Source organism: Mesorhizobium sp. M9A.F.Ca.ET.002.03.1.2 (genome assembly GCF_003952365.1).
Taxonomy (GTDB): domain Bacteria; phylum Pseudomonadota; class Alphaproteobacteria; order Rhizobiales; family Rhizobiaceae; genus Mesorhizobium.
In genome coordinates, this window is the sequence record NZ_CP034443.1 from 1,374,040 (window position 1) to 1,398,909 (window position 24,870).

21 protein-coding genes and 1 tRNA gene are annotated in these 24,870 nt (G+C 63.2%); 12 read left to right on the forward strand and 10 right to left on the reverse strand.

The features are described 5' to 3' along the window. Positions 1 to 30: 30 nt before the first annotated feature. A complete protein-coding gene (locus tag EJ066_RS06900) occupies positions 31 to 723 on the reverse strand; it encodes a response regulator transcription factor (RefSeq protein WP_126036132.1) in 693 nt (230 codons plus the stop codon). Then, complete coding sequence (locus EJ066_RS06905) at positions 642 to 2,282, reverse strand: DUF4173 domain-containing protein (RefSeq protein ID WP_126036134.1); 1,641 nt, start codon at positions 2,280 to 2,282, stop codon at positions 642 to 644. The genes EJ066_RS06900 and EJ066_RS06905 overlap by 82 nt, the downstream gene beginning before the upstream one ends. A 298-nt stretch (positions 2,283 to 2,580) precedes the next feature. On the opposite strand from EJ066_RS06905, the gene EJ066_RS06915 reads away from it, so the two are divergent. After that, entirely contained in the window at positions 2,581 to 3,477 is an 897-nt protein-coding gene (locus EJ066_RS06915; RefSeq protein ID WP_126036138.1) for a CoA ester lyase, read from the forward strand. Between the two features lie 26 nt (positions 3,478 to 3,503). After that, positions 3,504 to 3,710, forward strand: a complete 207-nt coding sequence (locus EJ066_RS06920; protein WP_126036140.1) for a DUF1737 domain-containing protein — start codon at positions 3,504 to 3,506, stop codon at positions 3,708 to 3,710. A gap of 73 nt (positions 3,711 to 3,783) precedes the next feature. Here EJ066_RS06920 and EJ066_RS06925 read toward each other — a convergent pair whose 3' ends face one another. Next, positions 3,784 to 4,206, reverse strand: a complete 423-nt coding sequence (locus tag EJ066_RS06925) for a metallopeptidase family protein (RefSeq protein ID WP_126036142.1) — start codon at positions 4,204 to 4,206, stop codon at positions 3,784 to 3,786. A gap of 172 nt (positions 4,207 to 4,378) precedes the next feature. Between EJ066_RS06925 and EJ066_RS31750 the strand changes: the two genes are divergently transcribed. The 3 genes from EJ066_RS31750 to EJ066_RS06940 are packed head-to-tail and all read left to right on the forward strand — an operon-like array spanning position 4,379 to position 10,159. After that, positions 4,379 to 5,380, forward strand: a complete 1,002-nt coding sequence (locus tag EJ066_RS31750) for a hypothetical protein (RefSeq protein WP_126036144.1) — start codon at positions 4,379 to 4,381, stop codon at positions 5,378 to 5,380. Continuing rightward, on the forward strand, positions 5,322 to 6,797 hold the full coding sequence (locus EJ066_RS06935; RefSeq protein ID WP_126036146.1) for a DUF6504 family protein: 1,476 nt from the start codon (positions 5,322 to 5,324) through the stop codon (positions 6,795 to 6,797). The genes EJ066_RS31750 and EJ066_RS06935 overlap by 59 nt, the downstream gene beginning before the upstream one ends. After that, a complete protein-coding gene (locus tag EJ066_RS06940; RefSeq protein ID WP_126036148.1) occupies positions 6,794 to 10,159 on the forward strand; it encodes an error-prone DNA polymerase in 3,366 nt (1,121 codons plus the stop codon). The genes EJ066_RS06935 and EJ066_RS06940 overlap by 4 nt, the downstream gene beginning before the upstream one ends. A 68-nt stretch (positions 10,160 to 10,227) precedes the next feature. Here EJ066_RS06940 and EJ066_RS06945 read toward each other — a convergent pair whose 3' ends face one another. From EJ066_RS06945 to EJ066_RS06960, 4 genes are all read right to left on the reverse strand, one after another. Then, entirely contained in the window at positions 10,228 to 10,464 is a 237-nt protein-coding gene (locus EJ066_RS06945) for a Trm112 family protein (protein ID WP_126036150.1), read from the reverse strand. 261 nt (positions 10,465 to 10,725) lie between these two features. Next, a complete protein-coding gene (locus EJ066_RS06950; protein WP_126036152.1) occupies positions 10,726 to 11,397 on the reverse strand; it encodes an LON peptidase substrate-binding domain-containing protein in 672 nt (223 codons plus the stop codon). A gap of 160 nt (positions 11,398 to 11,557) precedes the next feature. Continuing rightward, positions 11,558 to 12,544 (reverse strand): thioredoxin, encoded by a 987-nt coding sequence (trxA, locus tag EJ066_RS06955; RefSeq protein WP_126036154.1) that lies wholly within the window; start codon positions 12,542 to 12,544, stop codon positions 11,558 to 11,560. Between the two features lie 93 nt (positions 12,545 to 12,637). Next, positions 12,638 to 13,135 (reverse strand): prolyl-tRNA synthetase associated domain-containing protein, encoded by a 498-nt coding sequence (locus tag EJ066_RS06960; RefSeq protein ID WP_126036156.1) that lies wholly within the window; start codon positions 13,133 to 13,135, stop codon positions 12,638 to 12,640. 231 nt (positions 13,136 to 13,366) lie between these two features. Between EJ066_RS06960 and EJ066_RS06965 the strand changes: the two genes are divergently transcribed. After that, positions 13,367 to 13,441, forward strand: a tRNA-Gly gene (locus EJ066_RS06965). A gap of 318 nt (positions 13,442 to 13,759) precedes the next feature. After that, positions 13,760 to 14,122 carry a hypothetical protein gene (locus EJ066_RS06970; protein WP_126036158.1) on the forward strand — a complete coding sequence of 121 codons (363 nt, stop codon included), beginning with the start codon at positions 13,760 to 13,762 and terminating at the stop codon, positions 14,120 to 14,122. A gap of 545 nt (positions 14,123 to 14,667) precedes the next feature. Here EJ066_RS06970 and EJ066_RS06975 read toward each other — a convergent pair. Then, the gene (locus EJ066_RS06975) at positions 14,668 to 15,537 is read right to left on the reverse strand and encodes a helix-turn-helix domain-containing protein (RefSeq protein WP_126036160.1); all 870 of its coding nucleotides are present in this window, start codon (positions 15,535 to 15,537) and stop codon (positions 14,668 to 14,670) included. Between the two features lie 107 nt (positions 15,538 to 15,644). Here EJ066_RS06975 and EJ066_RS06980 point away from each other — a divergent pair, with 107 nt between their 5' ends. From EJ066_RS06980 to EJ066_RS07000, 5 genes are all read left to right on the forward strand, one after another. Beyond that, the gene (locus tag EJ066_RS06980; RefSeq protein WP_126036162.1) at positions 15,645 to 16,916 is read left to right on the forward strand and encodes an ABC transporter substrate-binding protein; all 1,272 of its coding nucleotides are present in this window, start codon (positions 15,645 to 15,647) and stop codon (positions 16,914 to 16,916) included. A gap of 102 nt (positions 16,917 to 17,018) precedes the next feature. Beyond that, positions 17,019 to 17,879 carry a sugar ABC transporter permease gene (locus EJ066_RS06985; RefSeq protein WP_126036164.1) on the forward strand — a complete coding sequence of 287 codons (861 nt, stop codon included), beginning with the start codon at positions 17,019 to 17,021 and terminating at the stop codon, positions 17,877 to 17,879. Beyond that, entirely contained in the window at positions 17,876 to 18,712 is an 837-nt protein-coding gene (locus EJ066_RS06990) for a carbohydrate ABC transporter permease (protein WP_126036166.1), read from the forward strand. Before EJ066_RS06985 ends, EJ066_RS06990 begins: the two co-directional genes overlap by 4 nt. Positions 18,713 to 18,720: 8 nt before the next feature. Then, positions 18,721 to 19,818, forward strand: coding sequence for a sn-glycerol-3-phosphate ABC transporter ATP-binding protein UgpC (gene ugpC / locus EJ066_RS06995; RefSeq protein ID WP_126036168.1), 1,098 nt, complete (start codon positions 18,721 to 18,723; stop codon positions 19,816 to 19,818). Positions 19,819 to 19,910: 92 nt separating this feature from the next. Beyond that, positions 19,911 to 21,950, forward strand: a complete 2,040-nt coding sequence (locus tag EJ066_RS07000; protein ID WP_126036170.1) for an aldo/keto reductase — start codon at positions 19,911 to 19,913, stop codon at positions 21,948 to 21,950. A 166-nt stretch (positions 21,951 to 22,116) separates the two neighbouring features. On the opposite strand, the gene EJ066_RS07005 is transcribed toward EJ066_RS07000, so the two are convergent. Together EJ066_RS07005 and EJ066_RS07010 are read right to left on the reverse strand one after the other, a co-directional pair. Continuing rightward, positions 22,117 to 23,559 carry an amidase gene (locus tag EJ066_RS07005; protein ID WP_126036172.1) on the reverse strand — a complete coding sequence of 481 codons (1,443 nt, stop codon included), beginning with the start codon at positions 23,557 to 23,559 and terminating at the stop codon, positions 22,117 to 22,119. Between the two features lie 184 nt (positions 23,560 to 23,743). Continuing rightward, on the reverse strand, positions 23,744 to 24,835 hold the full coding sequence (locus tag EJ066_RS07010) for a Gfo/Idh/MocA family oxidoreductase (protein ID WP_126036174.1): 1,092 nt from the start codon (positions 24,833 to 24,835) through the stop codon (positions 23,744 to 23,746). Between the last annotated feature and the right edge of the window lie 35 nt (positions 24,836 to 24,870).

Genomic DNA, 24,870 nt, shown 5'->3' on the forward strand with positions numbered 1-24,870 from the left:
TCGCCAGCCGCGGTCGCCATTTCTGCGCGGTCACGTGCCGCACCGGCCCAGCCGGAAGCCGACGCCATGCACGGTCTCGATCCCGTCCGTGCAGCCGACCGCCGCCAGCTTGGCGCGGATGTTGCGGATATGGCTGTCGACGGTGCGGTCGGCGACATGGATGTTGGCGGCATAGGCATTGGCCATCACCGTGTCGCGACCGAGCACATGCGCCGGACGCGCCAGAAACCCTTTGAGGATCGAGAACTCGATCGAGGTCAGCGCCAGCGGCTTGCCGTCGAAGCTGGCGGCGTGGCTGGCCGGCATCAAGGCCAGTCTGCCATGCGAGAATTGCCTGTCGTCGGTCTCCGGCGCTGCCCGGCGGGCGCGCCGCAGGATGACGTTGACGCGGGCGACCAGCTCGCGCGGGCTGAAAGGCTTGGTCAAATAGTCGTCGCCACCCATTTCGAGCCCTAGGATACGGTCGATTTCTTCATCTCGCGCGGACAAGAACAGCACCGGCACATCGGATGTGTGCCGCAGCCGCCGGCAGACCTCCAGCCCATCCATCTCAGGCATGCCGATATCGAGCACGACGAGGTCGGGCGCGCGGCGCTCGATCGCCTGCAACGCGGCGGCGCCGTCGGATACGGCAACCGTTTTCATGCCGGCCTTTTCGAGCGCGAAGCAGATGATTTCGCGAATGTGCGGATCATCGTCGGCGACCAGGATATTATGCGGCATGGATCAGCGGCCCGCACGAAGGGTTCGGAGCCCTGAGGAACCACGAACGGGATATGTGTGTCGAGAGTGCGAAGGAGGCGCCAATCGCGAAAGCTCCAGGCGCGCCAGTTTTCCTGTCTGGCGTGGTAACTGGCCTTGTCCCGCACGTGCATGCCGGCGAGTTCGCGCCAGCGGGGATCGTTGGCGGCAACCGTCCTGCTCTGGTGCTCGAAGAAACGGTCGAGAGCCGGCAAGGCGTCGGGGCCGAGCGAACGCAGGTACCAGAAATCGATCTGGGTGCCCTGGCCGGTCATTTCGAAGGAATGTTCGACATTGTAGTTGGCGATCAGCGCCGCGAAGTTGATGAAGGAACAGGTATAGAGCGTCGCTGATAGCGTCAGAAGATTGGCGGAAAGCAGCCATTCGTTGGGTTTTTCGAGTGCGATGCGGGCGATGATCAGGGCGAGGCCCGCTGCCACCAGCCCCATCCAGACGAAGGCGGCGACACGCCAGTAGGTCAGCGCATAGATGCCGATATAGAGGTCGAGCCGCAGGATCGACGAGATGACCAGCACGATGTTCTGCGCTACCCAGACATAGACCAGCCGGCGGATGAGCGGATCGCTGGAGGTGGCACTTCCCGGCCGCATCGCCGCCAGGACGAAGCCGGCGGCGAGCAGCGCCGTGACGATGAGCGGATAGGCGCCGCGATGCGCATAGGCGGCATAGGTCAATCCGTCGGGAAGGGCGATACCGCCCCACAGATAGGTGGCGTCGAGCGCGGTCTGCACCGCGAACAGGGTGTTGAAGACGATTAGCGCGCGAAGAATCGCGGCCTTGCCGAAGATGATGTCCTCGATCGCCGTGGCGGGTTTTGTGGTTGGCACGTCGCCGACGACAGGGCCTGGCGACGTCCCACGCGCAGTGCGGCGGAAAACACGCGGCAGGCGCGGGCGCAGGAAGGCCCAGATGCCGACAAGCACGAACAGCCAGAAGCCCAGCCGCGGCAGCTGGATAAGGTCGAGCAAGGCGAGGAGATCGATCAACGACAGCCAGTATTCGATGACCGGATTGGCGGTGCCGAACAGCGTGAGGAATACCGCACCCAGGCTCAGCGGCATGATCCAGACGGCGATCGCCGCGAGGTGAATGCGCCGCCGGCCAAGCCGCCGCGCCGCCTTGCGCCAGCGGAAGAAGTCGTGAACGAACCGAAGGGGCGCTGCGAGCAGGAAGAGCGCGACTTGGCCGGCAATGCGGGCAAGTCCGCGTCGCAGCCGTCCGACCAGCGAAACCGCGAAGACGGCCATGGCCGCAAGTCCGATCGCCACGGAAAGCGCACTGACATTTTCAATGAGCGGCAGCAGCCCGACAGACAAGGCGGCGAGTCCGAGCCGCAGGCCGCGGCCGCTGAGCGCCGAAGGATGGATGGCCGCGGCTGCGGCGGCAAGCGTAATGCCGAACAGGAAAAGCGTGATGCCGACGGCCTGCCCGTAGAAGAGGAAATCGGCCAGCGCGGCAAGCAGGACGGCAACGCCGAATCGCGCGCAATAGCTCGGCGCGGCCGTGAGGAGCGTCGTCATGGTCGGATTTTCCTGTTCGCCTCGGCCCGGCCGGGATACCTGGGCGGTGATTTGCATATGAAGGGGAGGAGGGTCGCTGACGGGCGCCTCCCAGGCGGATCGGCGAGCCACCAGCCTTCGTTACGAAGCCGGTACGGCAGGATGCAAACGGGGTTCTTTCGCTCTTGCATGCCGCCCTTTTCGCCGATCGGTATGCAGGCGGCGGGGCGGATCCGAGGAGATTTTCCGGAGCTTTGTGCAATTTTTGCGCAAGCGAACATGGCTTGCCTCATCCGGCCGCAGGCGGCATAGATCAGGCATGACGACCGAAACCTACCGCCCGCGCCGCTCGGTGCTTTACGTTCCGGCCTCGAACGACAAGGCGCTGGCTAAGCTGGCCTCGCTGACCTGCGATGCCGTCATCATCGACCTCGAAGATGCCGTCCTCCCTGCCGACAAGGGCCCCGCACGGGAAAAACTGGCTGGTATTTTCGCCAATCGCCCGGTTGCCAACCATAGTGGCCGGCGCTGCGAGATGATCGTGCGCATCAATGCGCTCTCTAGCGAATGGGGCGCCGCCGACCTGCTGGCCGCGACGAGCTGCGAGCCCGACGCCATCCTGCTGCCCAAGGTCGACACGCCGCGCGACATTCTCGACGCCGGCGACCTGCTTGACGACAATTTCGCACCGGACGCGGTGAAGCTATGGGCGATGATCGAGACGCCCAAGGCCTTGCTCAACATTGGACCGATTGCCGAGCTGGGCCGCGATCCGGCCTCGCGGCTTATTTGTTTCGTCGCCGGAACGAACGATCTGGTCAAGGAGACCGGCATTCTCGCCACGCCCGACCGGCGCTATCTCATACCCTGGCTGATGCAGATGGTGTTGGCCGCGCGCGCCGGCGGTCTCGACATGCTCGATGGCGTCTCCAATGACTTTCGCGATCTGGACGCTTTTGCGCGCGAATGCACGCAAGCGGCCGCCATGGGGTTTGACGGCAAGTCGCTGATCCATCCGGCCCAGATCGAGGCCGCGAACTGGGCCTTTGCGCCTTCGCCCGAGGCGGTGGCCGAGGCACGATCGGTAAGAGATGCCTTCGCGCTTGCTGAAAATGCCGGGAAGGGCGTCATTGCGCTGAATGGAAAAATGGTCGAGCGGCTGCATCTGGCGCAGGCCGAAAAACTGCTGGCGAAGGCGGCCGCCATCGGGGCATGATCGGCAACTCACCACAGGAATGAAAAATGAAACTCTACCGCTTTCTGTCCGGTCCGGACGATTCCAGCTTCTGCCACAAGGTGACGGCGGCGCTGAATAAGGGCTGGCACCTGTTCGGCTCGCCGACCTACGCCTACGACAAGCAGACCAAGAGCATGCGCTGCGGCCAGGCCGTGGTGAAGGATGTCGAGGGCCAGGAATACAGGCCCGACACCAAGCTCAGCGACTGGTAGGGCTTGCATAGCTCCGACACAGGGTGTGTCGAGATTCAGGTCAGGCCGGCATCACCTGAATATCAGCACAAGCCTACTCCGCCGCCTCTTCGATCCGCTCCATATCGTCGTCCGACAGGCCGAAATGGTGGCCGATCTCGTGGATCAGCACATGGGTGACGATGTCGCCCAGCGTCTCTTCGTTCTCGGCCCAGTAGTCGAGGATGGCGCGGCGGTAGAGCGTGACGCGGTTCGGCCCCTCGCCGGTCTGCGGATTCCAGCGCTCGGCGATGCCGCGCCCCTCGAACAGTCCGAGCAGGTCGAAAGGCGTTTCCAGCGACAGATCGTCCATGATCTCGTCGGTCGGAAATTCGGCGATCTGGATGACGATCTCGCCGGTCAGCTTGCGGAAATCCTCCGGCAGATGGGCGTAAGCCTCCAGCGCCAGGAACTCCATTTCCTCCATCGATGGCGAAAGCTGGTCGTGCCAGGTGCGGGTCTTGTAGATGCGGGCCATGCTTTGTCCTTTGATCCCGGCATATAGGCTTTCGAGCCGGAGTCGGCAAATGACCGGCTTGCCGCCACGCGAGGACAGGAATAAATTCCCCATGACTCCGCTTGACTCTTTCAGCGCCCTCTGGAATCAATAGGAACATAACGGGAACAATTGTGAGTGAAAGCTGACCGTCATGGCGACAAGCGCCGTGGCGCGGGAGACTGTTTTCGCCCTGCGCCGCCAGATCGCGAAGATCGAGGGAACGCTGCCCGAGCGCCTGGAGGCCCCGGCCGGCGCAGCCCTCGTTGATGCGGATGTCACGCCCCAGAATCTAACAATCGTCCGGCGTGGCCTCGCCGTGGCGCCGCCCGATGCGTTTCTGCGCACCGGCGCCGAAGGTCTCGATGCCGCACTCAGCGGCGGCTTGCCGAAGGCGGCACTGAGCGAAATCCACGGCGCCGCGACCCGCGATGCCGGGGCCGTCGCCGGCTTCGCCTTGTCGCTCGTCAGCCTGATCCTCAAACAGGGGCCGCGACTACCGGTCCTGTGGATCGGCACCGCGGAAATCTTCCGGGAGGCGGGCTTTCCCTATGCCAGAGGGCTTCACGCCGTGTTCGGCATCGAGCCGGAGCAATTGCTGTTTTCCGAGGCGCCAAGGCTCCTCGACGCGCTGTGGACCGCCGAGGAGGCCGCCCGGATGACCGCGCTCGCCGCCGTCATCCTCGAAATCCGCGGCAGTCCGCAACGGCTGGATCTCACCGCGACGCGGCGGCTGCACGCCCGGGCACAGAATGCCGGCCGGCCGGTGTTCCTGCTGCGGCAGGCCGGCGAGGCCGAACCGACAGCGGCACCCGTCCGCCTCGTCCTGTCGACGGCGCCGGCGGCAGCGCGCGTGACGATCGCCGGGCCGCTCGCCGGCTCGATCGGCCGCCCCGCCTTCACCGTCAACATCGGCAAGAGCCGCACGGCCTTGCCAGGACAATTCACACTGGAGTGGAACCCCGATGAACGCAGCTTCGAGGAAAGACGGACGGAGAATCCTGTCCCTGTGGTTTCCGCACCTCGCCGCGGAAAGGATCCTGCGGCAGCGTCTGGGGCGGTCCTGGCGTTCCCGGCCGTCGCATCATCTGCCCCTGGTGATCAGCCATCGCCAAGGGAACGCGCAGCGCATCGCCGCCCTCGACGAGCGGGCTGAGGCGCTTCACCTGAAGCGCGGCATGGGCATAGCCGACGCGCGCGCCATGCATCCCTCGATCGACGTACTGGAAGCCGATCCCGAGGCCGACCACCGCCTGCTCGAAAGCCTTGCCGACTGGTGCGACCGCTACACCCCGCTGGTGGCGCTCGACGCAGCCGACGGCCTGTTCCTCGACGTCACTGGCTGCACTCATCTTTTCGGCGGCGAACGGTCGATGCTGGACGACATCCTGTCGCGCTTTTTCCATCAGGGTTTCGATGTCCGCGCCGGACTTGCCGCCACACCTGGTGCTGCCTGGGCGGCGGCGCGGTTTGCCAGTGACCGCATCGTCCCCGGCGGCGAGGAGGAGGTGCTTCTCGCGCCCTTGCCGCTGGCGGCGCTGCGCATCGAGCCTGATATCCGCGCCAGCCTGGAAAGCGTTGGCCTGCGCACGGCGGGCGCCGTCATGGCAGCACCCCGCGCCCCGCTCGCCCGCCGCTTCGGCGTATCCCTGCTTTTGCGTCTCGACCAGGCGCTCGGACGCCTCGAGGAGGCCGTGTCGCCGCGCCTGCCGGTTGCGCCGCTTTCGGTCGAACGCCATCTCGCAGAACCCATCATGCTGACCGACGACATAGAGCGGCTGGTGCGATTGCTGGCGACGACGCTGAAAGCGGATCTCGAGCGCCGCGGCGAGGGCGCAAGGATGCTGGCGCTGCTGCTTTTCCGCGTCGATGGCGCCGTCAGCCGCATCGCCGTCGGCACCTCGCGGCCCTTGCGCGAGCCGCTGCTGATCCAAAAATTGTTCCACGAAAGGCTTACCGCGCTCGAACAGGACATCGATGCCGGCTATGGCTTCGATCTCGTGCGCCTCTCTGTCCTGTCGATCGCGGCCTTCGACATGCAGCAGGCGGATCTCGCCGGCGAGACGAGCGATGACGGCGCCGACATCGCCCTTTTCGCCGACCGCATCCGCGCCCGGCTCGGCGAAAGCGCGGTTTTGAAACCGGTCACCGTTGAGAGCCATCTGCCCGAGCGCGCCGTCGCCATGCTTCCCTTTGCGGAAGCACCGCAAAGGATCTCTCCCCCGAAGAAGCCGGACAAGATACAAGACACCAAGCCTGTCTTCCGGGCAGAACGGCCGATCCGGCTGTTCTGTTCGCCCGAACCGATCGAGGTGCCGGCCACCGAAATGCCGGAGGGACCGCCCATGAACTTCCGCTGGCGGCGCGCGCTCTACCGGGTCGCGCGCGCCGAAGGGCCGGAACGCATTGCGCCTGAATGGTGGCGGGAGGCACCGGGGCAGGAAGACGCACCGACCCGGGATTATTTCCGCATCGAGGATAGTGACGGCCGCCGTTACTGGCTCTACCGCCAGGGCCTCTACGGCGCCTCGCAGGCTGCGCCGCGCTGGTTCATGCATGGGATCTTCGCATGAATGCGCTGACGGTCGCTCCCTATGCCGAATTCGGTATCCAGTCGAATTTCTCGTTCCTGCGCGGCGCCTCGAAACCGGAGGAGCTGGTGGTCGCGGCCAAGTTCCTGGGCTTTTCGTCGATCGGGCTTGCCGACCGCAACACGGTGGCCGGCGTCGTGCGCGCCTGGCAGCAGGCCAAGGTGGAAGGCCTTTCCTATCATCCCGGCTGCCGCCTGGTCTTTGCCGACGGCACGCCGGATGTTCTCGCCTACCCGCAGGACCGCAAGGGCTGGGGCCATCTGTGCCGCATGCTGACGCAAGCCAATATGCGCGACGAAAGCGAAAAGGGCGCACCGCTTCTTTATCGCGACGACCTTTTCGAATGGGGCGATCTCATGTCGCTGGCGATTCTGCCGGATCTGTCAGCGTCGGCGGAAGATGATCTTGAACTGATTAGCCGGCTCAAAGATCGCTTTGGCAAGGCTTTGTGGCTTGCCGTCTCGCCGGATTATCACGGCAACGACCGCTTCCGCATCGAGCAGGCGACCGCCATGGCTGAAGCATCAGGCATTCCGCTGATGGCTACCAACGACGTTCTCTACCACACAGCCGAGCGGCGTCCGCTGCAGGACGTGCTGACAGCGATCCGCCTCAACGTGCCCATCGCCGAGGTAGGGCTGGAACTGGGGGCCAATGCCGAGCGCCATTTGAAGCCGCCAATGGAGATGGCGCGGCTTTTCCGCAGGCATCCGCAAGCGCTGGCGGAAACGCTGCGCTTTGCCGGGGAATTGACCTTCTCTCTCAGTGACCTCCAGTACAATTATCCCGACGAACCGACGGAATCGGGCCTCGGCCCACAGGCCGAACTGGAAAGGCTGGCTCGACAGGGAGCGGCGATACGATATCCCTCAGGCGTTCCCGCTGATGTGACGAAGCGCATCCAGGAAGAGCTCGCCTTGATCGAGCGCCTGAACTACGCGCGCTATTTTCTGACTGTCTACGATATCGTCAAATTCGCCCGCAGCCAGGACATACTGTGCCAGGGGCGCGGCTCCGCGGCTAACTCGGTGGTCTGCTATTGCATCGGCATCACCGAAGTCGGACCCGACAGGATCGACACGCTGTTCGAGCGCTTCATTTCCGAAGAAAGAAACGAGCCGCCCGACATCGATGTCGATTTCGAGCATGAAAAACGCGAAGTGGTCATCCAGTATATCTACGACAAATACAGCGCCAAGCGCACCGCGCTTGCCGCTGCCGTCATCAGTTATCGCGGTCGCTCGGCGCTGCGCGAGGTGGCCAAGGCGATGGGCCTGTCCGAGGATGTCCGCAGCGCATTGTCCAGCTCGATCTGGGGCTGGTCGACCTCCGAGCTCGGCGAAAAGGAGGCAAGCGCCGGCGGCATCGACCGCACCGACCCGCTGGCAAGGCAGGTGATCGAACGCGCCAACGAGATCATGGGCTTTCCCCGCCATCTATCGCAGCATGTCGGCGGCTTCGTCATCACCAGGGACCGGCTCGACGAGATCGTCCCCATCGTCAAGACGGCGATGGACGAGCGCAAGATGGTCGAGTGGGACAAGGACGATCTCGATGCGGTGAAGATCCTCAAGGTCGATGTCCTGGCGCTCGGCATGCTGACGTGCCTGCAGCGCGCCTTCAAGCTTCTGCAGGACCATTATGATGCACGGGATGACTATGGCCGGCCCTATGTGCTGGCCACCCTCCCGCCTGAGGACAAGGATGTCTACGACATGATCTGCCGCGCCGATACGCTCGGCGTCTTCCAGATCGAATCCCGTGCCCAGATGTCCATGCTGCCCAGGCTCAGGCCGCGCACCTTCTATGATCTCGTCATCGAGGTGGCGATCGTGCGGCCCGGCCCGATCCAGGGCGACATGGTCCACCCCTATCTGCGCCGCCGGCAGGGCAAGGAGATAGCCGAATATCCAAAGCCGGAACTGGAAAAAATTCTCGGCAAGACGCTTGGCGTGCCGCTGTTCCAGGAACAGGCGATGAAGATCGCCATCGTCGCCGGCGGTTTCAGGCCGGGCGAGGCCGATGAACTGCGCCGCGCCATGGCCACTTTCAAGCGCACCGGCACGATCGGCAATTATCGCAAGAGGATGGTCGACGGTATGGTTTCGCGGGGTTACGAAAAGGACTTCGCCGAGCGTTGTTTCAAGCAGATCGAAGGGTTCGGCGAATACGGCTTTCCCGAAAGCCATGCCGCCTCCTTCGCCCTGCTGGTCTATGCCTCCTGCTGGTTCAAGACCTTCTATCCCGACGTGTTCTGCGCGGCGATCCTGAATTCCCAGCCGATGGGATTTTATCAGCCGGCTCAGCTCGTCCGCGACGCGCGCGACCATGGTGTCGAAATCCGCGAGGTCGACGTCAATTTTTCCGATTGGGACTGCGCATTGGAGGAAGCGCCCCTCTATCCTACCCGCATCCTCGAACGTCATGCCCAGATGCGCGGCGTCATCCGGGCCAATCATGCCGTCCGGCTGGGTTTCCGCCAGGTCAAGGGTCTGTCGAAGGAGCGCATGGAGGCGTTTGTCGCCAGACGCGGCGACGGTTACGAATCCGTCAGGGATGTCTGGCTGCGCTCTGGCCTCAACGTCGATGAGATCGAAAAGCTGGCGCAAGCCGACGCGTTCCGTTCGCTCGGCCTCGACCGCCGTGCAGGCCTGTGGGCGGTTCGCGCGCTCGACGGCAGGAGTGCCACCGAGACCCTGCCGCTGTTCGACCAGCCCGCGATCCGTTTGCGAGACCTGGAGCCCGAGACCAAGCTCCCCACAATGCCGCTCGGCGAACACGTCATCCACGACTACCGTTCGCTCGGCCTGTCGCTGAAGGCGCATCCGCTTGCCTTTCTGCGCCAGCGGCTGGATCGCTCCGGCGTCACGCCCAATGCGCGCCTCGGCCAGGTTCGGGACGGCAAGCGCGTTTCGGTCGCCGGCCTGGTGCTCGTGCGGCAGCGGCCGGGCAAGGGTAATGCCATTTTCCTGACGCTGGAGGACGAGCAGGCCGTCGCCAACGTCATTTTCTGGGAAAGAACCTTCAACCGCTACCGGCCCATTGTCATGGGCGCGCGGTTCGTCCGTGTCACCGGCAAACTGCAGTCGGAATCGGACGTCATCCATATCGTCGCCGAGAAGGTCGAGGATTTGACGCCCTGGCTGTCCGTGCTTTTGGAGGAGGCAGGCAGGCCTGATCTTGCCAATGCGCCCGCGCCTTCGGCCGCCGGCTCGAAAGGTAGCAAGATCGATCCGGCCCGCCTAAATGGGCACGGGACGCAAGCCCTCCCTGTCCAACAGGATCTTGCGCGGCTATCGGGAAAGGCGGAAGAGGTCATGCCCAAGGGGCGCAATTTTCAATAGGCACGGTACGGGTGGACGAAAGCAAACCGCCTAAACGAGGCCGCGGAACAGCGCCGACCCCAACGTGTTCAGGACGGTCCGGCCAGGCGCGGCGGGGGCAATCCATCCTCGAAAGGGATCGCACGCGCTTCCGAAGGCAGCATGATCGGGATGCCGTCACGCACCGGATAGGCAAGCCGTGCGACCCTTGAGATGAGCTCGCCCCGCTCCGGATCCCAGGTAAGCGGACCCTTGGTCAGCGGGCAGGCCAGCAATTCCAGCAGCCTGGGATCGACATTGCTTTTTGCCTCACGCCCATCCGCCATTTTCGATCCGTCCTTCTCTGGGCAATCGCTTCAGGTTCGCGTTCGTCCCTTACCCATACCGGGCGAGTTGCGTGTCTCGCGGCGTTTGGTCTCGCGCAGCTCTCGCCTTCTCCCCTTGTGGGAGAAGGTGGCGGATGAGGGGTGTTCCAGCCTGGCACCGACGGCACTCCGTCCAGCAACCCTCAACCGTCTTTGCGCTACGCGCCAATCCACCTTCTCCCCCACAAGGGGAGAAGGCAAGACAGCGTCCTTCCATCCAGCCTATTGCAGACTCGAACCGAAATCCTCGTTTTCGCGCGCCAGCGCCATTTCGGTGATGGCGATCAACGTTTCGGCGCGTGTCTTCAGGTCCGCGGCTTCGAGCAACGCTTGTTTCTCAGCCGGCCCGTAGGGAGCCATCATCGACAGTGCATTGACCAGCATGGCATTTTCGGCGCGACTGACGCTTTCCCAATCGGCTTCAAGATCGTTGGCCTGCAAATAGGCGCGAAACGCCTTGAGCAGCGCTGGCCGGTCGATCCCGGCCTCCGCCTGATCCTCGTCGAGATCGGTGAGAAAGGGCGCAAATCGGCACTGGCGGAAGGGCGTCTTGACCGTGAGTTCCTGCACGATGCGAAACCGGCACACGCCTTGCAGCGAAATCAGGTAACGGCCGTCGCCGCTCTCGGAAAGCGCGATGATACGTCCGGCGCAGCCGACATTGCAAAGCTCCGGCTCGCCATCGGCACGCCGCGCGCCGTCGAGGCTGGGCTGAATGATGCCGATCAGCCGTGATCCGGCGATCGCCTCATCCACCATCTCCAGATAGCGCGGCTCGAAGATGTTGAGCGGCATGCGGCCTCCCGGCAGCAGCAATGCGCCTTCAAGCGGGAAGATCGGCACCGTCGACGGCAAATCCGTATCGAGCCGATAATGCGCGTTTCCCGCCTGCACTTCAATCCTCCGCTCGCTTTCTCGAGAAGCGCATCAAATCCGCCCACCCTTCACAACCTGACGCGTAGGTCGTCACAAAGCGAAAAACGGACTGGCCCCCTAATCTGGCGCAGCAGCCGCCGACCGCAAGGCCATCAAGCAAAAACAGCTTATGCCGCGCTCAGGAAAACAGCAGCGACGACAATTTGCGCCGCGCCGCCAGCGTTGCTTCGTCGGTCATGCCCCATGCCTCGAAGAACTGCAGCAATTGCGTCTTGGCGCCGTCGTCATTCCACGAGCGATCAGCCTTGACGATCGCCAGCAGATTGTCGGCCGCCGCCATGCGCTCGCCATTGGCGTTCTGGATCATGGCAAGATCGAACCGTGCCTGGTGGTCACCGGGGTTCTCAGCCAGGCGCCGCTCGAACTCGGCCGGATTGCCAAGCGCGGATGCCTGCGCGGCAAGCGCCATCTTGGCGCGCACCGCGGCGAGCGGCGGCGCATCCTTCTTCGCTTCCGGCGCCCGCGCCAGCACGGCTTCGGCGCCCTCGGCATCGCCGGCCTCGAACAGCAGATCGCCCAATCCGGCAATCGCCTCGATCGTCTCCGGCGCCTGTTCAAGGATCGCGTCGTAGATGTCGGCCGCCGTCTGCACGTCGCCGGCGTCGCGCGCCTCCGTGGCCGCGGCAAGCGCCTCGGCCACCTGCGGCGCACCATTGGCCTTGCCGCCGACCTTCCGTATGAACTCGGCGATCTGGCTCTCGGGAATGGCGCCCATGAAGCCGTCGACCGGCTGGCCGTCCTTGAAGGCGATGACCGCCGGTATCGACTGGATGCCGAGCTGGCCGGCGATCGAAGGATGGTCGTCGATATTCATCTTGACCAGCTTGACCTTGCCGCCAGCGGCCGTGACCGCCTTCTCCAGCAACGGCGTCAATTGCTTGCAGGGCCCGCACCATGGCGCCCAGAAATCGACCAGCACCGGCTGGCGGCGCGATTCCTGGATGACGTCGGCGGCAAATGCGGCGGTCGTCGTGTCCTTAATGACATCGACGGCGACAGGCGCTTCGCCAAGCGCGACTTTCGCCGAGGCAGCCTCAGTGCCGCCATACTGCACTGACGTGGCATACTGTCCGCCATTGCCGCCAAATGGATTGTTCTCGCTCATCTCGTCACCCTTTCGGTCGCGCCGCCGGCCACCGCCCCGGCACAACGCCCTTATCCTCACTCAGAAGTCGGTTTATCGCCATCCATGTGGCGATCATGCCGTGACTTTCAAGATAACAGCATCATGCCCGGTTGCGTCGACGAATCTGACGAGATCGGCGGCGGCGATCGATGTCGTTGCCTCGTTGGTCAGCGGATGGGCGTTGATGATGGTATGGCCCATCAACTCCTGGTCGAGAACGACCTTGACCCGCCGCTCCGTATCGTTGATCACGCCGAACACCGTGACTGCGCCCGGAACGACGCCAAGAAGTTCCATCAGCATCTCCGGCTTGCCGAAGGAAACGCGCCCAGCGGCGCCGATCACATGATGGATCTGCTTGAGATCGACCACGGCCTCCTCGCCGACGCTGACCAGGAAGAAATTGTCCTTCTTGTCCTTGAGGAACAGGTTCTTGGTATGCCCGCCGGCAATTTCTCCCCGCAGCGCCTGCGAATCGGCGACCGTGAACAGCGGCGGATGACGCAGGGTCGAGACCTCGATCCCGAGATCGGCGAGAAAGGCGAAAAGCTCGGCTTCGGTTTTCGGCATGCTGTTTCTTGTGGGGCTTCTTGTTGTCGCGGTTTGGATCATGCCGTTTACGGCCAATGGGCAGGTCGAGACAAGACCGTCGAGCAGCGAAGCAGTGATTCCCGTCCGCCATATGCCGCAAGGGAGCTTCCAGGCGCCGTCAGGTGCGGCCAAAAAGCCTGCGATTTCCCTGTTGCAATCGCCGCGCTCTTCAGCCATATAGGCGCGGCTTGCGGCCCAAAAGCCGCGCGAGCGGGTGTAGCTCAGGGGTAGAGCACAACCTTGCCAAGGTTGGGGTCGAGCGTTCGAATCGCTTCACCCGCTCCAGTTTTCCTCAAGGGGGAATCAAGCAAATTGCGAAGCAGGCCGGATTCCTTTCCGGCCTTTTTTCGTTTTTGCACGACATCACCCGGCAGACGGAGCGCGCTTGTCGTTTGCCACTGTCTTCTGGCCAGCAAGCGCTTTGTTCGCTGGGTGGAATACGCCCCGATAGAGTTTAGGACCTTTGCCTCCAAATCTCGGACCAAGGTCCGTCTTGCGGACAGGTGCATTTAGACGAAACTGGCTGATAGCGGACTTCCTTTAGAAGGTCCTCATGTTCATAGTCTAGACCATCCTGGCGGAGGGCGGCTCGAAGGAGGAACTATGAAAACCCGAACCTGTCTGCTCGCAACGGTAGCCGTCCTCGCCTTTGTCGCTTCTCCGGTCCTCGCCGGTCCCGGCGGCAATGGCGGTGGGAACGGTAACGGCGGAAGCAACGGCAACGGCGGAAATTCGGCCGGAGCCGGATCGCAGGGACACGGAGCCGCCACTTCTGCGGCGGCCAAGGACAAGACCACGACCGGAATTGCTCATGCAATGGCCGTCGTTGCGACGACGCCGGCCTCGCCGCAGGCCACCCTGTCCCTGCAGGCAGCCTTGGACAAATTCCTGGCAAGACAGGCCGCGGATGACTCGGCAGCGCCTTCCGACGACGCCTCTGGCGAGATTCCTGACGCAGCCGAATAAAAGTTGCCAATCGTGCGCTGCGGGGCGGCGCACCGCACGATCGAGATTCTGCCCGACTCTCGGGCTCCCTCATCTGTTCGGCCGATGCCCTGCGTCAAGGAGGGGTCGACATTGAGCTCGATCCTCTCGGTCGCTGGACGGTCCTGCCCCTACAGACTGTCCAGAAAGCACCACCGGCTTCGGCCGGTGGTGCGTTTTTGCGCGAACATTCAACTGACGCTAAGCCGTGGCCGCTTTGATGCCGACGCCGGCTTCGCGCGGCGAGCCACTCGGTAGGATGCTGATCTGGCACCCGGCACCGCGATTGCCTCGAGATCTGCCCCACGCGAGTTTATCCAGCAAGCGAACTCGATTTTCTTGTCTTTCGGAAGATCAATGACCTGTATTGAGTGGCCGCAAGCACGTGTTCTTGGCTTCAACCCAAGCAAATAAAAAAACCTTGAGCTTCATCCTTTGCTGATAGCTCAAATCATTCCGGCATTTCAAGCCGCGCGCTCGGCTGTAGTACCGGCATTGGTGGGAATGGCTCTATTTGACTGGGACTACTATCGGACGCCCGCGCCCCTGCGAAAGTCCGACGGCGACATGCCGGCCAGCTTGCGGAACGACTTGTTGAAGGCGCTGAGCGAGCCGAAGCCGGAGTCCATGGCCACGCGCAGCACATTGGCGTCCTGGTGCATTAGCAGTGCCTGCGCGTAGCTGAGCCGCAACAGGTTGACATATTCGTTGAGCGTCATGCCGGTCGATTTCTTGAAAATACTCATGGCGTATTTGGGATGGATGTCGGCCGCCGCCGCGATGTCCACGCAGTCGATGTCGTAGAGGAAATTCTCCGCGATAAAGTCGCACATGCGCCCGACATTGCGCAGGGATTGCTGATCGAAGGGACTGTCTGCTTCCTGTTCGATCGACGTTTCGGGGGCGAGTCGGTAGGGCTCGAACCGAACCCGCTCCAGCCGCAGCAGCAACTCGTTGACGGCGTGCTCGGCCTTGGCTGGATCGCCTGACCGGACGTAGCGGTTCCAGCGCTCGAAATTGTCGTTGTCGGACCGGTTGGTGGTATTGGTCACCAATGTCGCGCCCGTCATCAGCCGGTTGCGAACGTCTGCGGGTAGGTGCAGCCGGAAGAAATGCACCAGCGGCAGATGCGCACCGGCAAAGACGGCATCATCCGACGCGTCGTCCATCTGATGCGGCAGGCCACCCCAGAACAGGCACATGTCGCCGGCCGAAAGGGCGATCTCGTGATCGTTCATGCGGTAGTGCACGGCGCCGCACATGATGAAGTTCACTTCGACCTGGGCATGCCAATGCGGCTTGAGCATCACCAGGGGATGATTGTGAAACGTCTGCAGGAGCAGCGGCAGGCCCTCCACGCTGCTGGCGCCAGGCTGGTAAAACGGCCTTTGCGGCATCTTACTTTCCGCCAATTTCTTATTCCCTTTGTCGCGGACAAGCCTTCCCCACTGCCTAGTCTAGGCACGCTCGCGAAGAGAGAGCAAATGAAAATGGGAGGATTTCGATGCGCACCATATTGACTTGCGCCGCGTTCGTGCTTGCCCTGGGCTCAGCCCCGGCCTTTGCGCAATCCGGCGAAATCACGATCTGGAGCTGGAACGTCGCCGCTTCGTCGCTGAAGGCCACCATAGAAGGCTTCAACAAGCAATTCCCGAACGTCAAGGTCACGGTCCAGGATCTCGGCAACCAACCGACCTACGACAAGTCGATCGCCGGCTGCGCCGCCGGCGGCGAGGGGCTGCCTGATATCGTGACGGTCGAGAACGGCGAAGCCGAGAACTACTGGAGCCAGTTCCCGGACTGCTTCGTCGACCTTCACACGCTGGGCTATACAGCCGAAGACCAGGCAAAATTCCCCGATTTCAAGCGCACCGAGCTCGAAGTGGAAGACAAGGCCTATGCGATGCCGTGGGATTCCGGCCCGGTGGCGATGTTCTACCGCCGCGACTTCTACGAAAAGGCCGGCGTCGACCCCACCTCGATCAAGACCTGGGATGATTTCATCGGCGCCGGCAAGAAGATCCAGGACGCCAATCCCGGCGTGACGATGACCAATGCCGATTTCAACGGCGATTCCGAATTCTTCCGGATGATCGCCAACGAGCAGGGCTGCGCCTATTTCGCCGCCGACGGGCAGTCGATCATCGTCAACCAGCCGGCCTGCGTGGCGTCGATGACCAAGATCAAGGAGATGAAGGACGCCGGCATCATTTCCTCCGCCGACTGGAGCACCAAGATCACCAACAACACCGCCGGCAAGGTCGCCAGCCAGATGTATGGCGGCTGGTTCGAGGGCACCATACGCACCGAATCGCCCGACGGCAGCGGCAAATGGGGCGTCTACCTGATGCCGAGCCTCACTGCCGACGGCCCGCGCGCCGCCAATCTCGGCGGCTCCTCGCTCGCCATCACCTCGGTATCCGACAACAAGGAGGCCGCCTACGCCTACCTGAAATACTCGCTCGCGACCAACGAGGGCCAGATAGCGATGCTGAAGGGATTCGGCCTCGTGCCGTCGCTGATCTCGGCGCTTGATGACCCCTATGTCTCCGAAGGTCTGCCTTATTGGGGCGGCCAGGCAGTGTGGAAGGACATCCTCGGCACCTTGCCCAAGGTCGTCCCGAGCCGCGGCACGCCGTTCCAGAGCGACGCGGAAATCATCGTCCGTTCGGTTCAGACCAAGTATCTGGGTGGCGGTTATCCGGACGCCAAGGCGGCGCTCGACGATGCCGCAAGCCAGATCGCCTCGGCTACCGGCCTGCCGATCGAAGAGTAATCTGAGCGAGATGGATCCGGGGCGGCATTCGGGCTGCCCGGGTGCTCAGCTGGCGCGGTCGATGACAATCTAGCGAAACCCTGGGAAGCGAAGGAGGCAACGATGCGCTATCAGAACGCCACGGCGTATCGTTTCCTCGCACCCTATCTGCTGATCTTCTCGATCTTCTGGCTGTGGCCAATCATCAGCTCGTTCCTGATCTCTTTCCAGGCGACGCGCACCGTGCCGTGGCGGTTCGCGCCGACCTTCAACTGGGGCCGGCTGATCGGCGACCCGGCTTTCTTCAATGCGTTGAGAAACACACTGCTCATCCTCGTCATCCAGGTGCCGGTGATGATCACTTTGGCGATCGTGATGGCCGTGCTGCTCAATTCGCCGCTGCTCAAGGCGCGTGGCCTGTTCCGCTTTGCCTTCTTCGCCCCTGTCGTTGTCGGCGAAGTCGCCTATTCGGCAGTCTTCCGGCTGATGTTCAATCTCGATTACGGCATCATCAACAAGCTGCTGAACAGCGTCGGCCTGCCCAGTATCGACTGGTTTTCCAACGTCACGCCGGCGATGGCGGTCATCATGATCGCGGTGACCTGGCGCTGGGCCGGATACAACGCCATCATCCTGCTCGCCGGCCTGCAGTCCATCCCTCAGGACGTCTACGAGGCGGCGACGCTGGACCGCGTCAGCAAGCTCAAGCAGTTCTTCTACATCACCCTGCCGCTGCTCAAGCCGATCATCGTGTTCTGCGCAGTGCTATCGATCATCGGGACCATGCAGCTGTTCACCGAGCCGTTCCTGATCACCGAGCGCGGCGGACCGGGCGGCGGCACCGAAACGCTCGGCCTGCTGCTGTACCGCCAGGGCTTCAGGTCGCTCAATTTCGGCTACGCCTCGGCCATTGCCTACACCATGGCCGGGCTGGCGATCGCGATCTCGCTCGTCCAGCTATGGCTGACGAGGGAACCGAAATGAGCTCGCGTTCCTCTTCCAAACTGGGACGCAGCATCGCGCTGCATCTCTTACTGACGCCGCTGGCGCTGATCTGGCTGTTTCCGCTGTGGATGATGGTGATCTTTTCGACCATGCCCGACAGAGGCATCTTCAGCCCCAGCATCGAACTGCTGCCGCACGGCAATTTCCTCGACAATGTCAGCAATTTGCAGCGCGATACGAATTTCATCGGCGCCATCGGCATCTCTGTTTCGGTGGCGGTGACCTATACGTTCCTGTCGGTGCTGCTCACCTCGATGGCCGGCTGGGCGCTGGCGCGCTACCAGTTCTTCGGCAAGGGCATGGTCGTCGCCATCATCCTCGGCACCATCACGCTTCCCTATGCTGTGGTGCTGATCCCGCAATTCATCATGGTGGCGCGCGACTTCAAGCTCGCCAACACCTGGGTGGCGCTGATTGTGCCGCCGCTCTTCAATTCGCTCGGCGTACTGTTCATGCGGCAGAGCTTCTCGATGATGCCGGCCGATCTGTTCGACGCCGCTCGGGTCGAGGGGGTCAAGGAATGGCGGATCTTCCTGTTCGTAGCACTACCGCTGGCGCGGCCGATGTTGGCGGCGCTCTCCATCATCCTGTTCCTTGCCTCCTGGAACAACTATCTCTGGCCGCTGCTGATCAATTCCAAGCCCGGCGCGATGACGGCGCCGGTGGCGCTCGGCACGCTGATCGGCCTCACCAAAGTGTCGTGGGGCGGCATCATGGCAGGCGCTGTGATGCTTACAGCGCCGATGCTCGTCGTCTTCGTGCTCTTGCAGCGCCATTTCGTCGCCGGCATTGCCGCCGGCGCCATCAAGTAGGATCGGCAATGGCAGCGGTCACACTCAAGAATGTCGTCAAGCGCTTCGGTGCCTATGAGATCATTCACGGCGCGAATATCGACGTCAATGACAGTGAATTCGTCGTCTTTGTCGGCCCTTCCGGCTGCGGCAAGTCCACGCTGCTGAGGATGATCGCCGGGCTCGAGGACATCAGCGGCGGCGAGATCGCCATCGGCGGCAAAGTCGTGAACGATGTCGAACCGGCCGAGCGCGGCATCGCTATGGTGTTCCAGTCGTACGCGCTCTATCCGCATATGAGCGTCGAGCAGAATCTGAGCTTTGGGCTCCGGATGAACGGCAACCCGAAAGCCGACACCGAGCGGCGGGTGAAGCGGGCCTCCGAAATACTTCGCATCGCCGAACTGATGAAGCGCCGCCCGCGGCAATTGTCGGGCGGCCAGCGCCAGCGCGTCGCCATCGGCCGCGCCATCGTTCGCGAGCCGCAGGTGTTCCTGTTCGACGAACCGCTCAGCAATCTCGACGCCGAGCTCAGGGTGCAGATGCGGGTCGAGATCTCGCGCCTTCACAAGGAGCTCGGCGTCACCATGATCTATGTGACGCACGACCAGACCGAAGCGATGACGCTGGCCGACAGAATCGTCGTGCTCAACGCCGGCCATATCGAGCAGATCGGCGCGCCGCTCGATCTCTATGACGACCCGGCGAACCGCTTCGTCGCCGGTTTCGTCGGCTCGCCGAAGATGAATTTCATGGCGGCGAAAGTGGTGGGGAACGACGACGATGCAACGGTCATCGAACTGGCCAACCATGGCGGCGCCAAATTGCGGAAGCCGCTTTCGAACGCCGCGCCAGCGGTCGGCAGCGATGTCGTCCTCGGCGTCCGGCCTGAGCATTTCTTCGAGGCCGGCGAAGGCGACTGCGACATCACCATCAAGGCCGACGTCGCCGAGCACCTCGGATCGGTGAGCTATGTCTATGCCAGTGCAGGTGCCAATGCCGGACGAGAGGAACTGATCATCGAGCGTGAGGCGTCGCGGCAGCGGGCGAATGGCGACCACATGATGGTGTCGATCAAGGCCGGCCGGTCGCTTCTCTTCGACACGGCAGGTGATCGCATTCGCTGATGCATGGCGCCCAAACACCCATACGAGCAAAGACACCCCGATTTTTCTTTTGCCCGGTCGCGATGCATCGCGGCGACCCTAAGGAGATTGAAATGACGTCCGAACCAAGAAAGATCCGCTGGGGCATTCTCGGGCCCGGCACCATCGCCAAGGCCTTTGCCGGCGGCGTGGCTCATTCGCGCACCGGCACATTGGCCGCTATCGGCGCGCGCAATCCCGGCAAATCAGGCCTCGCCGAAAACTTTCCCGGTGCTCGCATCCTCGACGGCTACGAGGCTTTGCTTGCGGACCCGGACGTCGACGCGGTCTACATTTCGACGCCGCATCCCAGCCACGCCGAATGGGCGATCAAGGCGGCAGAGGCCGGAAAGCATGTGCTTTGCGAAAAACCGATGGGGCTGAGCGCCTTCGAGGCCGACGCGATGATCCATGCGGCGCGCAGGGCCGGCACCTTTCTCGGCGAGGCCTTCATGTACCGGCTGCATTCGCAGACCGCAAAGCTGATCGAGCTGGTCAGGTCCGGCGCGATCGGCGAGGTGCGCATGATCAAGTCGAGCTTCGGCTTCGCCATGCCTAGTTTCATGCCGGAGCACCGGCTCTATGCGAACGATCTCGCCGGCGGCGGCATTCTGGATGTCGGCGGCTATCCCGTTTCGATGGCGCGGCTGATTGCCGGGGCAGCAGCGGGAGAACCTTTCGTCGAGCCGGATAAGGTGGCTGGTGCTGCGCATCTCGGCCAATCCGGCGTCGACGAATGGGCTTCGGCGCTGCTGCATTTTCCGGGTGGCATCGTCGCTGAAGTCTCCTGCGGCATCTCGCTGGCGCAGGACAATGTCCTGCGCATCCTCGGCACCAAGGGCCGCATCGAGGTCGCGGATTTCTGGTATGCGAGCGGCAAGGAAGGCGGCACCGGCGAGATTCGCATCATCCGACTGGACGGCGAGGAGATTATCAGGATCAAGGAGGACCGCTGGCTTTACGCTTTCGAGGTCGACGCCGCCGGCGAGGCCATTCTTGCCGGAAAGCAGGAATTTGCCTGGCCGGGCATGGGTTGGGCCGACAGCACCGGCAATCTGCGCGTGCTCGACAAATGGCGCGCTGCGGTCGGGCTCGAATATGATATCGAGAAGCCGGCAAAGCGTCTCAACACGATCTCCGGCCGGCGGCTGCGTTCCGGCGGCACCGCGATCCCGAAGCGCGAAATTCCGGGTCTGCCGCGGCCGGCCTCGTGTCTCGCGCTCGGCTTCGAGGATTTCCGCACCTTCTCCTCGGGCACGATCCTGCTCGATGCTTATTTCGAGGCCGGCGGCAACGTCTTCGACACGGCGTACATCTACGGCTCGGGCTACACCGAGACGCTGCTCGGCCAATGGTTGAAGAATCGTGGGGTGCGTGAGCAATCGGTGGTCATCGGCAAGGGCGCACACACTCCGCTCTGCTATCCCGATGTGATCGGCAAACAGCTCACCCAGTCGCTCGACCGGCTGCAGACCGATCATGTCGATGTCTATTTCATGCATCGCGACAATCCGGATGTGCCGGTCGGCGAATTCGTCGACGCGATGGACCAAGAGGTTAGGGCCGGCCGCATTCGCGGTCCGTTCGGTGGCTCGAACTGGACAAGGGAACGCATGGACGAGGCTATTGCCTATGCCGAGCGAACCGGCAAGCAAAAGCCCGGCGCGCTTTCGAACAATTTTTCGCTGGCCGAAATGCTGGAGCCGATCTGGGCAGGCTGCGTCACATCGTCAAGCGATGAATGGAAGGCCTGGCTGACCGCCCGGCAGATGCCGAATTTCGCCTGGTCGAGCCAGGGGCGGGGTTTCTTCACCGGCCGCGCCGGGCGTGATCAGCGCGACAATGAAGAGCTGGTGCGTGTCTGGTATTCGGAAAGGAATTTCGGCCGCCGCGACCGGGCGATCGAGCTCGCGAACAGGCTGGGCAAGAGCCCGATCCATGTCGCGCTCGCCTATGTCCTGGCGCAGCCATACCCGTCCGTTCCGCTGATTGGACCGCGCACGCTTGACGAATTGGAGGACAGTCTGCAGGCGCTCGACATTGCGCTTTCGCCGGACGATCTGGCGTGGCTGGATGGCGGTTCGGATCGGAAGTTCGCGCGAAGTGCGAGGTGACAGCAGGGCAATCGCATTGGCCTGCGCTGCCCCGCCTGCGTCCAGCGTTAGTGGTTGGCGAAAACGGAAGCGCCATCCGATCTCCCCCCTTGCGGAGGAGATCGGCAGCGTCGCCGACGGCGCCTACTCCGGTGCCCCTGGGGCCGACACCCGGCCAGCCCCCACCCTATCCGCTCACCTTCGGTCGGCGGTGCTTCCACGGCATCTCCCGTTCCAGCTGCGTCGAGACGGCGAGCACGGTCGCTTCGTCGCCATAGCGGCCGACCAGCTGCACGCCGATCGGCACGCCGCCGGCGGACCAGCCGAGCGGCAGTGAAATCGCCGGTTGCCCGGAGATGTTGAAGGGGAAAGCGAAGACGGCGTCCGTCCATTTGGCATTGTAGCGGTCGATGTCCGGCTCCGACATATCGTAGTAGCCCAAAGGTCTCGGCAGCTGAGTGAGCGTCGGGGTGATGAACAGATCATAGGGCGCGAGGTCGCCGACAATGTCGCGGCCGACCTGACGTATCGTCTCGACATCGCAGATGTGCCGGATGCCGCTTGTCGCGCGGCCGCGCTCGATGATCGCCCAGGTCACCGGCTCGACGTCGGCCTGTGTCACCGGCCTGCCGATGACCGTTTCATGGTAACCGAAGGTTGCCGCCGTCTGCACGCAGGTCATGTTGGTGTAGGTCTTCCAGACCGCGTTGGCGTCGAGCGGCATGTCGTGCTCCTCGACATCGTGGCCGAGGCGCTCGAGCGCAGCCACTGTCGCCAGCATCGTGGCCTTGACCTCGGGATCGATCGCCGTGCCGTTGGGCGGCGTGACGGTAAAGCCGATGCGCAGCTTCTTCGGCGCACGCGCCGAAAGGCTGGGCCAGCTGTCGTCCGGAACCGGCGGCGTATAGGGATCGCCCGGCAGCGCGCCAGCCACCGCATCGAGATAGGCTGATGTGTCGCGCACCGTCCGCGAACAGCACAGGAAATAGGCGCCGCCGTACCAATAGTCGCCGAAGGGCGCCAGGCTGACGCGCCCGCGCGACGGTTTCAGGCCGACGATGCCGCAGCAGGACGCCGGGACGCGGATCGAGCCGGCGCCATCGCTGGCCTCGGCGATCGGCACCATGCGCGCGGCGATGGCCGCCGCAGCGCCGCCACTTGAGCCACCGGGCGTGATGCCGTCCTTCCACGGATTTTTCGTCGCGCCGTAAAGCTTTGGTTCGGTGGTGATCGACCACCCGTTTTCGGGCGCGTTGGATTTGCCGACAAGCACCAGGCCCGCCGCCTTCATGCGGCGCACGACCTCGGTGTCGAAGTCGGCGACAACGTCTTTGAGAAAGAAGCAGGCGTTGGTGTTCGGCGCCCCGGTCCAGGACGAGGCCAGTTCCTTGAGCAGGAACGGTACGCCGGCAAAGGGCACGCTTCTGTCGACCGTTTCAGCCGAGGCGCGCGCCATGTCGTAGAGGCGGTGGACCACCGCGTTCAGCGCCGGGTTGAGCCGCTCGATCGTAATGACGGCCGCCTCGACGAGCTCGGCCGGCGCAACCTCGCCGCGCTGAACCAGCCCGGCCAGATCCAGCGCGTCGGACTCGGCGTAGGTTTCCAGAAAGCTGTCGGTGATCTCAGCCATGTCTCTCTCTCCCTTCGTGCGGCGACCGTCATCGCCCCCTTACCCAGCCTCACTCGGCTGACCTCCCCCCGAGGGAAGAAGAGCTCCCCAGCGCTGGCGCCAGCCTCCTCTCCCCAGCGGGGAGAAGATGGCCGTGAGGCGGCCGGATAAGGGAAATTCCTCATAGGCGAAGACTATGATCACCTCAGGCTAGCTCGACAGTCCGCCCCTCCTCGATGCTCTGCTCGGCGGCAAGCACGATGCGCAGGCTGTTGACCGCCGCATTCATCTGCTCGGTCAAATCGAGATCCTCGCGGATGGCGCGCAGGAAGAACGCCTGCTCGCGATCGCAAAGCTCCTGGTGTCCGGGCTCATCCTCCATGCTGACGATCTCGTCCGGCTTGCTGAAGTTCTTGTCGCCGTCGACTTCTGCGTAGTGGATCTTGAGCGCATCTGTCTTTGTGTGCCGGTCGATATCGGCGGAGTCGGACACCTCGGCCAGTTCGGCTGCACTGCTCGCCTGCTGACCGGCGACGATCGAGACCGCGCCCTTGGGGCCGACCACGTCCTTCACGAAATAGGCAGTTTCGCTCATCATCGGCCCCCAGCCCGCCTCGTACCAGCCGACCGAACCGTCATCGAAGGTGACATGCAGGTGACCATAGTTCTGCTTGGCGGCATCCGCCCACAATTTGGCGCCGATGCCGTGGACACGGACCGGCTTGGCGCCGGTCAGCTGGCACATGACGTCGACATAGTGGACGCCGCAATCGACGATCGGGATCAGCGAGTCGATCAGGTTCTTGTGCCAATGCCAGGCGCTGCCGCTGCTCTGCTGGTTGAGGTTGAGCCGCATGACCAGCGGCTTGCCGAGCGTCTTGCCGACCTCGATGAACTTGATCCAGGACGGGTGGACCCGCAGGATGTAGCCGAGCACCAGCTTGCGGTTCTTGGCACGTGCCGCGGCGACGATCTTTTCGGCATCCTCGATATTGGTGGCGAGCGGCTTTTCCATGAACACATGGCAATTGGCGGCGATCGCCTTCAGCGCATATTCGGCACGGGTATTGGGCCAGCTGTTGATGGAAACGGCGTCCGGTTTCGTCTCCTTCAGTGCCTGGTCGAAATCCTCGTAGAGCGGATAGCCGGCTAATTCAGTCGGGATATTCTTGTTACTCTTGATCGTGCGGCTCATGATTCCGACGATCACGAACCCGTCGAGCCCGTGATAGGCGCTGGCATGCGACGCGCCCATATTGCCGAGACCCACCACCAGCACTTTCACCTTGTCGGTCAAGGCCACCTCCCTTTTCTTGATTTGCTCGGGGCGGC